Source organism: Glaciimonas sp. GG7 (assembly GCF_052976905.1).
The window spans coordinates 1-13,142 of the sequence record NZ_JBRIIQ010000029.1 but is presented as its reverse complement, the minus strand read 5'-3'; the positions used below and the strand labels follow the sequence as shown (position 1 = coordinate 13,142).

General features: G+C 50.7%; 12 protein-coding genes and 2 tRNA genes. 13 read left to right on the top strand and 1 reads right to left on the bottom strand.

Annotated elements, in window-relative coordinates:
• Positions 1–14: 14 nt before the first annotated feature.
• From era to ACVBEF_RS09295, 13 genes are all read left to right on the top strand, one after another.
• The gene (era, locus tag ACVBEF_RS09355) at positions 15–926 is read left to right on the top strand and encodes a GTPase Era (RefSeq protein WP_447123665.1); all 912 of its coding nucleotides are present in this window, start codon (positions 15–17) and stop codon (positions 924–926) included.
• Positions 927–1,099: 173 nt separating this feature from the next.
• Positions 1,100–1,876 (top strand): DNA repair protein RecO, encoded by a 777-nt coding sequence (recO, locus tag ACVBEF_RS09350; protein WP_447123699.1) that lies wholly within the window; start codon positions 1,100–1,102, stop codon positions 1,874–1,876.
• A gap of 149 nt (positions 1,877–2,025) precedes the next feature.
• Positions 2,026–2,787: a pyridoxine 5'-phosphate synthase gene (gene pdxJ, locus ACVBEF_RS09345; RefSeq protein ID WP_447123664.1), complete on the top strand. Its 762-nt coding sequence runs from the start codon at positions 2,026–2,028 to the stop codon at positions 2,785–2,787.
• A gap of 9 nt (positions 2,788–2,796) precedes the next feature.
• Positions 2,797–3,189: a holo-ACP synthase gene (gene acpS, locus ACVBEF_RS09340; RefSeq protein WP_447123663.1), complete on the top strand. Its 393-nt coding sequence runs from the start codon at positions 2,797–2,799 to the stop codon at positions 3,187–3,189.
• Between the two features lie 9 nt (positions 3,190–3,198).
• Complete coding sequence (gene nagZ / locus ACVBEF_RS09335) at positions 3,199–4,236, top strand: beta-N-acetylhexosaminidase (protein WP_447123662.1); 1,038 nt, start codon at positions 3,199–3,201, stop codon at positions 4,234–4,236.
• 25 nt (positions 4,237–4,261) lie between these two features.
• Positions 4,262–6,118 (top strand): excinuclease ABC subunit UvrC, encoded by a 1,857-nt coding sequence (uvrC, locus tag ACVBEF_RS09330; protein ID WP_447123661.1) that lies wholly within the window; start codon positions 4,262–4,264, stop codon positions 6,116–6,118.
• A gap of 232 nt (positions 6,119–6,350) precedes the next feature.
• On the top strand, positions 6,351–6,923 hold the full coding sequence (gene pgsA / locus ACVBEF_RS09325; protein ID WP_447123660.1) for a CDP-diacylglycerol--glycerol-3-phosphate 3-phosphatidyltransferase: 573 nt from the start codon (positions 6,351–6,353) through the stop codon (positions 6,921–6,923).
• 124 nt (positions 6,924–7,047) lie between these two features.
• Positions 7,048–7,123: transfer RNA gene (locus tag ACVBEF_RS09320), tRNA-Gly, on the top strand.
• 130 nt (positions 7,124–7,253) lie between these two features.
• Positions 7,254–7,327: transfer RNA gene (locus tag ACVBEF_RS09315), tRNA-Cys, on the top strand.
• A gap of 203 nt (positions 7,328–7,530) precedes the next feature.
• Positions 7,531–8,301, top strand: a complete 771-nt coding sequence (locus ACVBEF_RS09310) for a serine O-acetyltransferase (RefSeq protein ID WP_447123659.1) — start codon at positions 7,531–7,533, stop codon at positions 8,299–8,301.
• Complete coding sequence (locus tag ACVBEF_RS09305) at positions 8,298–9,065, top strand: alanyl-tRNA editing protein (protein ID WP_447123658.1); 768 nt, start codon at positions 8,298–8,300, stop codon at positions 9,063–9,065. The genes ACVBEF_RS09310 and ACVBEF_RS09305 overlap by 4 nt, the downstream gene beginning before the upstream one ends.
• 45 nt (positions 9,066–9,110) lie before the next feature.
• Positions 9,111–10,331 carry an MFS transporter gene (locus ACVBEF_RS09300; RefSeq protein WP_447123657.1) on the top strand — a complete coding sequence of 407 codons (1,221 nt, stop codon included), beginning with the start codon at positions 9,111–9,113 and terminating at the stop codon, positions 10,329–10,331.
• Positions 10,318–11,232, top strand: coding sequence for a PLP-dependent cysteine synthase family protein (locus ACVBEF_RS09295; RefSeq protein WP_447123656.1), 915 nt, complete (start codon positions 10,318–10,320; stop codon positions 11,230–11,232). The genes ACVBEF_RS09300 and ACVBEF_RS09295 overlap by 14 nt, the downstream gene beginning before the upstream one ends.
• 43 nt (positions 11,233–11,275) lie before the next feature.
• Here the strand turns inward: ACVBEF_RS09295 and ACVBEF_RS09290 are convergent, their stop codons facing one another.
• Positions 11,276–12,967, bottom strand: a complete 1,692-nt coding sequence (locus ACVBEF_RS09290; protein WP_447123655.1) for an isovaleryl-CoA dehydrogenase — start codon at positions 12,965–12,967, stop codon at positions 11,276–11,278.
• Positions 12,968–13,142 lie beyond the last annotated feature (175 nt).

Sequence of the window (13,142 nt, the reverse complement as noted above, 5' to 3'; positions counted from 1 at the left end):
AAATCGATAACCGCATGACAGATTCCGTATCTCAGGCACCCGCAACTGATTTTCGTTGTGGCTACATTGCCATTGTTGGACGTCCAAACGTCGGTAAATCGACGTTAATGAACGAACTTATTGGTGCCAAAGTGAGTATCACTTCGCGCAAGGCGCAGACCACGCGGCACCGTATCACTGGTATTCAAACCTCGCCCGATACGCAGTTTGTCTATGTTGATACCCCAGGTTTTCAGACGCGTCATTCGAATGCGTTGAACAAAACCCTTAATCGCACTGTTACGACGACGTTGACTGCATCCGATGTCATCTTGTTTGTGATTGAGGCTGGCACTTTTGGGCCGGCTGACCAGGAAGTACTTGAATTACTGCCGGCAAATGTTCCCTGCATTTTGGTGATCAACAAGTCTGACCGGGTTAAAGATAAAGCTGTGTTACTGCCATTTGCGCAAAAAATTGCGGCGCTACGTGATTTTGCGGCTGTTGTTCCTGTATCTGCAAAACTACGTTTTCAGCTAGAAAATCTACAGCAGGAAACGCGCAAATATCTACCGGAAAATCCGCCGATGTTTGGTGAAGATGATATTACCGATCGTAGTGAAAAGTTCTTGGCCTCAGAAATCGTTCGTGAAAAGCTGTTTCGTTTTGTCGGCGATGAGTTGCCATATACCAGCACCGTTCTGATAGAAAAATTTGAAGTCGAAGGCAATCTGCGGCGCATATTCGTAGCGATTTTGGTCGAGCGCAATACCCATAAATCGATGGTTATTGGACAAAAGGGCGCACGTCTAAAGGATATTTCGACACAGTCCCGGCTGGATATGGAACGTTTGTTTGGTGGTCCGGTTTATTTAGAAATATGGGTCAAAGTGAAATCCGGCTGGGCCGATAACGAAGCCGGACTGCGCGCCTACGGTTACGAATAATCCGAAGTATGAATGCCCTTACTGTAGACGCGGCTATCGAAGCGACTTCCGCACCAGTGACGCCACCTACAGTATTGGCCTCTGAGATTGACATCCCCACCGAAAGTGACATCGCAGAGGAGCAATCCTCTTCAGCATCCTTAGTTACGCATCGTGCGCAGCGTGCCGCTTCTATGAGCGGTGGTAAAAAAACTCCCCTCACATCTACCGCTTCCAAGCCTGGTCGCCGCCTGTCTTTTGATTCGCGGATTGCAGCACAACCGGGCTTTGTTTTGCATAGCTATCCGCATCGCGAAACCAGTTTGATTATCGATGTATTTACGCGTGATTATGGTCGGATTGCTTTGGTTGCCAAAGGTGCCAAACGACCATTGTCGAAATTGCGCGGAGTGCTCCAAACATTTCAACCGCTATCGCTCAGTTGGAGCGGAAAATCCGAAATCCGAACATTGACCGCTGCCGAATGGGTAGGTGGCATGCTGCCGTTGGAAAAATCAGCTTTATTGTGCGGTTTTTATTTGAATGAACTGCTGGTAAAACTATTGGCGCGCGACGATGCGCATCCCACTTTATTCGATCACTATGTCGCCACGTTAAACAAGTTGGCGCATCAAGAGCCTGCGCCCATTGTCCTGCGTCAGTTTGAGCGCGCGTTGCTCAAGGAAACCGGCGTCTCCGGCGATTTTACGATGTGCACTAGTAGTCGTCAGTTGGTCGAACCCGACCTGTTGTACGTAGTTGACCCAGAGCGCGGAGCGCGATTGGCGCGGATGTCCGATAGCTGGCCTTCAGTCAGTGGCAAGACCTTGTTGGATATGGCGCGTGAGGATTATAGCGATCTCAATACGCAGGCGCAGAGCAAACTATTAATGCGGTTTTTGCTCGCCTATCATTTGGGAGGCGCACCTTTAAATACGCGCCAGATATTGATTGATTTGATGCAGTTGTAAGACTGAGGAATGACGCATAAGTAGCCAGAAAAATGAATCAGAAATGACAGCATTTGTGTGTGGGTGTACCTTTGAAATACCTACAGATTTTTTTGTGATTACACCCAATTCACCCGCCAATTTAATCCTCTCCTCAACCCGAAAATCCGATGAGCTATCTCAATCCTACGCCGACTGTTATCGACCTCGGCATCAACATTGACCATGTTGCAACGTTACGCAATGCGCGCGGCACGACATATCCCGATCCTTTACGCGCTGCTTTAGAAGCCGAAGAGGCCGGGGCGGATGCAATTACGCTGCATCTGCGCGAAGATCGGCGTCACATCAAGGATGCGGATGTTGAAATCATTCGTCCCTTGTTGCGCACGCGTATGAACTTAGAGGCGGCGGTGACGCAGGAAATGATCGATTTTTCTTGCAAAATCAAGCCGCACGATGCCTGTCTGGTCCCAGAGCATCGACATGAATTGACCACCGAAGGCGGTCTTGACGTCGTCAAATATTTTGCCCAGGTACAGTCCGCCGTGCGGCAACTGCAAGCCGAGGGGATACGCGTGAGTCTCTTCATCGATCCGGACGCAGATCAAATTCAGGCTGCGGCAGAATGCGGCGCACCGGTCATTGAACTACATACCGGACGCTACGCTGAGGCCCATGATGGCACCGAGCAACGCCATGAACTTGAACGCGTACAGCGCGCAGTGCAAGAAGGCGTGATCCGAGGTTTAAAAGTCAACGCAGGGCATGGCTTGCATTACACCAACGCGCAGGCGATTGCCGCGATTCCCGATATTTCCGAATTAAATATTGGCCACGCCATTGTGGCGCATGCGGTATTTGTTGGCTGGAAAGTTGCTGTGAGTGAAATGAAGGCGTTGATTGTTAAAGCGCGTCTGAACAACATTTAGAAGCATTTTATGATCTACGGTATCGGTACTGACATTATTCAGATTCCACGCATCGAAGCAGCGTTGTTGCGTCGTGGCGATCGCTTTGCCGAAAAAATTCTCGGTCCGCAAGAACTGGTCAAATATCATCATCGCAAGGCCAAGGTAGAGGCCCGCGGTATTCGATTTTTGGCCACGCGTTTTGCCGCAAAAGAAGCATTTTCCAAAGCCATCGGCATCGGACTGCACATGCCGATGACCTGGCGCGCCATGCAAACATTGAATGATCCAAGCGGTAAGCCGATCGTCGTCACCAGCGGTGTACTAGAAGCGTTTATGCAAAAAAATGGTTTGAAAGCACAGGTCTCGATTACCGATGAAGTTGAGTATGCCGTCGCATTTGTCATTGTCGAAAAAATATAAATATTAACTATGAATAACCTCGCCACAATACCCGGTCCCGTCATGCTCGACATCGTCGGTACCAGCCTCACTGCCGACGACATTCGCCGTATTCAACATCCGTTGACCGGCGGTGTCATTCTGTTTACCCGTAACTTTCAGGATCGTGCGCAACTGACGGCATTAACTGCGGCAATCCGCGCAGCGCGATCCGATATATTGATTGCGGTCGATCATGAAGGCGGCAGGGTGCAGCGCTTCAGAACCGACGGTTTCACCCGGTTGCCTGCCATGCGGCAGCTCGGTGCATTGTGGGATCACGATGTCGTGGGGTCTACCAAAGTGGCAACGGCGGTCGGTTTTGTGCTGGCTGCTGAATTGCGCGCTTGCGGCATCGATCTATCGTTCACACCAGTGCTTGATCTCAATTTTGGCGAGTCAAGCGTGATTGGCGATCGCGCCTTTCATCGTGATCCACGCGTCGTAACGTTGCTGGCCAAGAGTTTGAGTCATGGGCTTAAATTGGCTGGGATGGCGAACTGTGGAAAACATTTTCCCGGTCATGGTTTTGTCGAGGGCGATTCGCACTATTCGATTCCGCTCGATCAGCGCCCGTTGCAGCAAATCATGGAAGAGGACGTTAAACCCTACGATTGGCTAGGCATGAGTTTGTCGGCGGTGATGCCAGCGCATGTGATTTATCCCAAGGTGGATAAGCATTCAGCCGGATTTTCAAAAAAATGGCTGACCATTTTGCGTGAAGAGATTGGCTTTAACGGCGTCATTTTTAGCGACGATTTAAGCATGGCCGCCGCCAGTTCTGCCGGGACTGTTTTGGATGGCGCTAACGCTGCACTACAAGCTGGTTGCGACGTTGTCATGATCTGTAATTCTCCAGATAAAGCGGACCAACTACTGGCCGGATTACAAGTTGGAAACTCTGCCGCTAGCGCAAACCGCATTGCAACGCTGATGCCTCAGACCATTGCGCTGACATGGGACGTATTACAAAAAGACGCCGATTACGCGTCTGCTAAGAAGTTAGTTGCCTCGCTGATTTCGGCTTAAATCGCTATGGGAACTATGACTAAACATGACTGACCCCGCTGCTCCAGATCCGCTGGCGGTCGTACTGGAAACCGTCTCAAAACTGCCGAATTTACCCGGCGTGTATCGCTATTTCGATGCCGCGGACAATATTTTGTACGTCGGTAAAGCACGTGAGTTAAAGAAGCGGGTATCGAGCTATTTTCAAAAGAATCTTGCCAGTCCGCGCACCGCCATGATGGTCCAGAAAATTGCTCGACTGGAGACCACCGTGACGCGTAGTGAGGCCGAGGCGCTGATACTCGAAAATAATTTAATCAAGACCTTGCAGCCGCGCTACAACATTCTTTTTCGGGACGATAAATCGTATCCGTATCTGAAAATTAGCGGCCAGGAATATCCGCGCATGGGATATTACCGGGGCGCGGTGGACAAAAAAAACCAGTATTTCGGACCCTTTCCCAGCGCGTGGGCGGTCAAGGAATCGATGCAGATATTGCAGAAAGTATTTCTGCTACGGACTTGTGAAGATTCGGTATTTTCCAATCGTACGCGGCCTTGTTTGCTGCATCAAATCCAGCGTTGTAGCGCACCTTGCGTGAATCTGATTAGTCACGAAGACTATGCGGTCGATGTTGAAAATGCCGCCAAATTTTTACGCGGTAGGCAGACGGAAGTTATGGCGGCGCTCGAACAAAAAATGCACGCATTCGCAGCCGAATTGAAGTTTGAACAGGCCGTTGTCGTGCGCAATCAAATCAGCGCTTTAGCACGTGTATTGCACCAACAAAGTATGGAAGTTGTGGGCGATAGCGATATCGATATTATTGCGGCGATCGTTCAGGGCGGACGCGTGTGCGTCAATCTGGCGATGGTGCGCGGCGGTCGGCATCTTGGCGATCGGGCCTATTTCCCAACCCATGTTGAGAGTGCATTGACCAGTGACGATGAACCGATTGACGTCACCGTGATGAAGGCATTTTTGGCGCAGCATTATATCGATACGTTTATTCCCGGCACGCTGATTCTCAATTTGGATATCGATGAACCGGCATTGATGCTGGCGCTGATGGCGCAATGCGGACATCGGATTAATCTGATATTTCAGCCGCAAGGCCAGCGCCGCCAATGGCTCGATATGGCGCAGAAGGGCGCAGAGATTTCGCTCACGCGTCTATTGTCAGAGCAGGGTTCGCAGCAGGCGCGTACACGGGCGTTGGTTGAGGTGCTGGCGCTCGATATTGCGGATATCGATAATTTGCGTGCAGAGTGTTTCGATATTAGTCATACCTCCGGCGAAGCAACACAGGCGTCGTGCGTCGTCTTCCATCACCACGCAATGCAAAACAGTGAATATCGGCGCTACAACATCAAAGACATTACGCCCGGCGATGACTATGCCGCGATGCGCCAGGTTCTGATGCGGCGCTACGAAAAAGTCGCCAACGGTGGCGGCACGATGCCCGATATCGTCTTAATTGATGGCGGCAAAGGTCAAGTGGAAATGGCGCGTCAGGTACTCACAGAGCTCGGACTCGATATCGGCCTCATCGTTGGCGTAGCCAAAGGAGAGGGACGTAAAGTCGGTTTGGAGACGCTGATCTTTGCTGACGAGCGTGCGCCGCGTGAGTTGGGCAAAGAATCGGCCGCACTGATGTTGATCGCCCAGATTCGTGATGAAGCCCATCGGTTTGCCATCACTGGTATGCGTGCCAAGCGTGCCAAGACGCGTCAGACCTCGCGTTTGGAAGAGATCGAGGGCGTTGGCGCGAAACGGCGGCAAAAACTACTGGCGCGCTTTGGGGGATTGCGGGCTGTGGCCGATGCCAGTGTTGACGATTTGGCCTCTGTGGAAGGTATTTCACGGCAACTCGCAGAGGATATTTATCGCCAATTGCATTGAGGAGACGGTGATGCTGGTTCAACTGACCGTCTTTAGAGAAATGATTGGGGTGTTGTATGCGTGTTTTAGCGTAATTTATTTCCCAACGCCGCTATAGTCCTAGATAATCAGGACTTGGGCATTTGGCAATAATATAAAAACGGATGTCCTACTATCCTCGCTGGCAAGCGTTGATAGCGCAAAGTGCGCTGCAAAGCAATTTTACGTAAGCCCTAAACAACAAAGTTTATCTATGCCTTTGAATATTCCGATCCTCCTGACTTGGCTACGCGTGGCTCTGATTCCCCTTGTCGTGGGCGTGTTTTATCTTCCTGATTTTGGATTTTCTTCGACTGATATCGGACTTGCATCTGCCATCGTATTTATCGTCGCTGCTATCACCGACTGGTTCGATGGCTTTCTTGCGCGGCGCTGGAATCAAACCTCAGCCTTTGGTGCGTTTTTAGATCCGGTTGCCGATAAGTTGATGGTCGCAGGCGCATTGCTGGTATTGGTCAATCTGGATCGGGTCAGCCCGGTGATCGCCTTTATTATTATTGGCCGCGAAATTACCATTAGTGCGTTGCGTGAGTGGATGGCCCAAATTGGCGCATCTAAATCAGTGGCAGTAAGTTCGCTAGGAAAAATTAAGACAGCCGCTCAAATGACCGCGATACCGGTATTGCTGTATTCAGGGAAGATATTCGGTATCGATATCCGTTTGCTGGGGCATGCATTGATGTTGGTGGCGACCGTGCTCACGGTCTGGTCGATGTTTTATTACTTACGTAAGGCATGGCCATTGATCAAAGAAAAAGCGCAGTAGAAATAGGGATGCACAGAATTTTCTGAGAAATTTTTGCAAAACGCTTGACACTATTTTTAGGCCATCTATAATGGCGTCTCTCTAGCAGCAGTCGCAAAATATCGCAGCTAATGCAACAGAAAATGCGGGAGTAGCTCAGTTGGTAGAGCGCAACCTTGCCAAGGTTGAGGTCGAGAGTTCGAGCCTCTTCTCCCGCTCCAGATTTAGAAAAAGGAAGCTCAAAAAGCTTCCTTTTTTAATGTCAGCTCATGTCAGAGGCAGTATTTTTTAACTACGTTAAGAGATGCAAACGTACAACCTGACGATGATTCGCTGTACAATACGCTCCGCGGCGGGGTAGCAAAGTGGTTATGCAGCGGCCTGCAAAGCCGTAGACGCCGGTTCGATCCCGACCCCCGCCTCCAAATTTAGTAAGAAAAATAGCCAGCTCCTTAGCTGGCTATTTTTTCGCCTGTACCTCCGAGATGCTCGCATTCTGCCGACGTTATAAAAATTCATTTATCAACGCGATATAAGTAATTTACCTAAGTTGCGCAAGAATGTTCCGATTTTGGGAAGAATAATTAGTATGCTTATTTTTTTTCACGTATATCTATCGGAGGTATGTATGACCGCAACGGCAGGGATGCAATCTGATCGACTGAATTTTACAAAGCAAAATCCGAAAATAATTGCAGTAAACAATGCAATTATTGCCCAGCTTCAAGCTGCACTGTGGGAGTGCTGCCCACCTGAATATATCAATCAATTAGTAAATACTCCGCTGCTGTTCGACATCACACAAGAGTTAATCGAAGATGTGGATGCGTTTGCCAGTAAGGACCCCGCCTCCGGCGGTGATCCGTTCCGTATCGTTCAGACTTCAACTTCATTCAGGGCGGTTTTACATTACCGCCTCGCACACAAGCTCGATAGCCATTTTTCTGAGAAAGAATCTCCGCACCGGGAGTTGCCTATGTATGCGTCGCTCATTTCCAGCCGAGGCAAGTACCTTTCAGGTGCCGAGTTACATCATCGCTGCAGGATAGGTAAAAGATTCGTTCTTGATCATGGCATCGGTACAGTCTTTGGTGAAACCGCGCAAATCGGGGATGACTGCTATGTTCTTGGGGCTGTGACGCTGGGTGCTTGCTTGATATCTGATAACCCAAATGGCAAACGTCATCCAACCATAGGTGACCGTGTGCAAATTGGTGCTTTCGCACGAATATTTGGTGCAATTACCGTAGGTGATGATGTCTTCGTCGGACCTCAGTGCACTATCACCGAAAATATCCCATCCAATAGCAGGGTTGTATTACGTACTAGCGTCCAGGTCACCAATTCACATAATCCTCGTCAAAGCAGTGGTTCAAACGTAAGAGGAGATCAAAAATGAAACTTGAGCGCCAGACACACAAACTTTATTACGAAGATTCCTATCTGAGTCAGGGCCAGGCAAGGATTGTCAAAGTGGGATCTGACTTTATAGAGCTCGATGCAACCGTCGCTTATCCAGAAGGCGGTGGGCAGGAAGCCGATCAGGGCTGCATTTCTTTACCCGATGGCCGCAGTCTGCGATTTATCGGTGCCAAGAAATTATATGGATACTTTACCGGTCTGCCAGACTTTCCCGATGTTCAGGTCGAGGGCGTAATCTGGCACATGATTCACCCGGACGATCAGGCAATCTTGCGTGAGCTGGAACTCGGGATTGCAGTGACGGTGAGCATCGATATCAATAGGCGTGCACGTTTGGCGCTCAGTCATACCGCCTCGCATTTACTGTATCTCGCCGTTGGATTTGAGCGTCCGGATGCGATTCAATCCACGCGTGGCTGTCATATCAAGATGAATGGTGCGCGCTTTGATTTCGGTGTCATCGAGCGTTTTACCAGCGAGCAGATCGGCCGGATTCAAGCCAGTGCCAATCAGTTCGTCGTATGCGCTGCAAAAATTACTATCAGCGCGCATCCGACGATGCCGGACGCCAGACGTTGGCACTGCCAGCACCACGTTATTCCTTGTGGCGGAATTCATCTCGATAGTGCCGCTCCGGTAGGGGTGATGCAGGTACGCCGAAAAGGTTTGGGGACTGGCAAAGAGCGCCTATCCTGCGATTTTCCCAATGCTGTATTCGATCTCGCTCGCTACCACACATAAGTCGTTTCATCGTTAGCGGTTTTCCCACTATTAAGCTTTGGCTCTATGACAACAATCCTCTCTTCCACTTCTGGCCGCCTGCGCTGGCCAACCTATTTACTGACATTGGCGCAGGCCATCAATCTGACGGTAGCCGTGATCGCTGTCACCATCGCCGCTCTGGTCGGTAGCAAACTGTCCGCTAACGCAGCGTTGGGCACGATGCCGTACGGCGTGCAATTTGCCGCAGTGATGCTATTTACGTATCCCGCGTCCATGCTGATGCGGCGCTATGGACGGCGCATCATATTTTCTACCGGTGCGATATTTTTAATCATCGCCGGGATGGTTGGTTATGTCGCCGTCGACAAGGCTAGCTTTTCCCTGCTGATCGTGGCGCATGGTTTGCTAGGGATTTACATCGCCTGCGCCAACTTCTATCGCTTCGCAGCAGTCGACAATCTCCCATCTAAAATCAAAGCCCGAGCCATCTCATTGGTAGTCGCCGGTGGTGTCCTGGCAGCCATCGCAGGACCAGCTATTGCCAGTGCACTGCGCAATGTTGTCGGTTACGCCGACTTCTCCCTTTGCTACGCGGCATTCTCTGCGTTGGGAATACTCACTTTGATGTTAATGACCATCTGGCATCCTGTTGTAAGTGTCCCCGCACGTGTCATTCCTACCGTGCTAACCGTACCATCGAGGCGCTGGAACATCGCCATCGTCACAGCAATTTTCGCTTCGGCCGGTGGTTATTTCATGATGAATTTATTGATGGTCCAGGCTTCGCTGGTCATGAAAGACATTTGTTCTTTCGATGCTTCTTCGCGTGCAATTCAAGTACACGTACTGGCAATGTTTGCGCCTTCATTTTTTACCGGGACATTGATTACTATCATCGGCCTGCGACAAGTTTTGATCCTCGGATTTTTGCTTTTAATGGGGGCAGCCGGATTTGGCATGATCAACATCCATTACGATGCCGTTTTTGTGAGCCTGATTCTGCTTGGATTGGGTTGGAATCTGGTGTACGTCGGCGGTGGGACTATGCTGGCGCAGTATGTCAGCGATCAGGAACGTCATCGCTGGCAAGGAATTAACGATACCGTGATCGCCGGATGCGCCACACTCGGTGCTTTTTTGCCTGCGCCATTGCTGGCCGGTTTCGGCTGGAACGGGACCAATATGATGGTTTTGCCCATGTGCTTAGGGGGAATATTTTTATGCTGGAAAGCGCTCTCTGGAGGGCGCATTAATTCAGAGGCTTCGACGCATGCATCCAAATAATTTAGGTAAGACGCAGGCGGTTATTGCCACAAATTTCACACCAATTCAAGAGATCGAGCCTGGACTGCTTGTAAAGTTTGAGTGTAACAATCCAAGTGGCAGTCACAAAATTCGGGCCGCCCGCTATATCGTCCAGGCAGCGCTTCAATCGGGCGATATTATTCCCGGAGAAACAACAGTAATCGAAAAAACTGGCGGCAATTTTGGGTTAGGCCTTACCGTCGCCTGCTCAGAAATTGGCGTGCCAGTCGAACTTGCGGTGGGACTTGGCTTTAGCCCTGTGAAGAGACGCTGCCTGGAATTATTTGGTGCCAAGTTAGTTGGCGTCGATAGGTTAAAAGCAGGTTCAACACCTAAAGAAGTCGTTGAATGGCACATCGCTCATGCTGATGTATTGGAGAAGAATTATTTTTATACCGATCAATTCTCTAATCGCGGTAGCCTGGACGCGCACGAACTGGAAACCGGAGCTGAAATAGTATTTCAGCTAAAGGCTTGGCCAGATGTCAGGTCGATTATCTTGGTTGCCTGCGCAGGTACAGGTGCCAGCCTGACCGGAATTGCACGGGGCCTGCAATCTGCCGGTTATGCGACTGACGTTGTTTTAGTTGAACCGACAGGTTGCGATAGCCAAGCCGGTGTATTTGTCGATCATCGTTTCGAGGGAATGGCGGTAGGTGTTGCGCCACCACTACTCGACTGGTCGTTGGTGACAGAGGTTATTCGTATTGATCTGGCGACGATGATTGCAACGCAAAATAGTTTTGCTACAACTCATGGGTATTTTGTTGGAAACACTTCGGCGGCCTGTCTTGCTGCAACCAAGCCAATAACAGCGCGTGCTACCGCAAAGTGCAAAATTCTAACGCTGATCTATGATTATGGATTATGGTATTTGTAGCAATAATTCATCTGCGCTATACCTAAATTAACCGTGCATCTGATCATGCTCTCCACACACGTTCCAGAATTTCCTTCTGCACCTCAGCCCCAACCAACCCTGCCAAAGTCCCATAAACACGCCCACCTTCAACCTCGCAACGACTCCCGATAAAAGCATCCGCAATCGCCGATGGTGCATGCTGCACCATCAATGCCGCTTGTATCGTCAGCACCAGTTTCTGTACAAAATGCCGTGCCATTCTTTCGCGCTGATCCGGCGGCGCAGCGAGCGTGTTTTTCAGACCATCCAACATCAGACCTAATCCTGTATGACCGCAGGCGATGCTGCTTAAGTGTTCGAGCAACAACGCAAATCCTTCCGGTTCCCGCGTGATGGCGCGTAATACGTCCAGACACATAATATTACCCGAGCCTTCCCAGATTGAATTGACCGGCGCTTCTCGGTAAAAACGTGCCATTGGGCCGGTTTCGACGTAGCCGTTGCCGCCTTGGATTTCCATGCATTCGCCGCTAAATTCCAGCGCACGTTTGCAGATCCAGAATTTGGCGGCAGGCGTGACGATGCGTCGCCAGGCCCGTTGCAAGGGGTCATGCGGCGTATCGAAGGCGCTGGCGAGTTGTAGCATTAATAGCGTAGCGGCTTCGCTTTCCAGTGCCAGATCGGCGAGGACGTTTTGCATCAGGGCTTGCTCGGCCAGCAGCGCGCCGAAAGCGCTGCGGTGGCGGGTATAGTGCAGCGCTTGCACCAGCGCCTGCCGCATCAGGCCAGCGCTGCCGATGACGCAATCGAGACGAGTGTGATTGGCCATTTCGATGATGGTGGCGATACCGCGGCCTTCGTCGCCGACCATGATGCCGAAGGCGTCTTCAAATTCGACTTCACTGCTCGCGTTGGAGCGATTGCCGAGTTTGTCTTTCAGCCTCTGAATCAGTATCGCGTTCTTGCTGCCGTCCGGCCGCCAGCGCGGGACAAAAAAGCAGCTCATCCCCATTTCAGTACGCGCCAAAACCATATGCGCGTCAGACATCGGCGCGGAAAAGAACCATTTGTGACCGGTTAATGTGTAATCTGCGCCACGTCCGCCGCCGCCTGGTATCGGCGTTGCCAACGTGGTGTTAGAGCGTACGTCTGAGCCGCCTTGTTTTTCTGTCATGCCCATACCGATCAGCATGGACATTTTTTGTGCAAGAGGCAAATCGCGACTATCGTGTTCGCGTGCGTATAACTTGGCTTGCAATGCAGCGAACAGCGCCGGTTCTTGTTGCAAGACGGGGATAGCTGCAAACGTCATCGTGGTCGGGCAAAGTGACCCGGCCTCAACCTGAGCATGCAGAAAATACCCGGCTGCGCGTGCGACATGGCTGCCGATCCGGGGGCTGGACCAAGGCAGGGCGTGCAAGTTTTCCTGCCGCAGCATGCCGAGCAGGGTATGCCAGGCAGGGTGACATTCGACCACATCGATGCGGATTCCCGATCTGTCGTAGCGCTGTAATTCAGGCGTGTGGCGATTAGCCAGTTCGGCCAGATCCCAGGTTTCTTTGCTGCCGAGTTCTGCGCCGTAGCGGGCTAACTCAGCGGCATGCCAACCGGCGTGGTGTCGTTGCACTCCCGCAGTTAGCACAGGATCGTCGACATATAAATTATTATCGGTGAGCTCGGGAACCTGATTGTTGACTTGATGTTGGGCTTGATACAAGGCGTGATGCAGCGCTTGATGCGTTGGCGATTGCATAGAAATCTCCTCACTAAAGGGGTAATCCGCACATAATCCGACGTTATAGTTTTCACGATTGTGTTTGTTAGCGTAGACCCAATTTTGGTTGTGTGCCAGTGAAATGGCAGTGTTTCACGGCCAATTCAGGGTCGGTTCTTAAAAACATGATGAGCGCTTCTCTAAGGTAAAATGC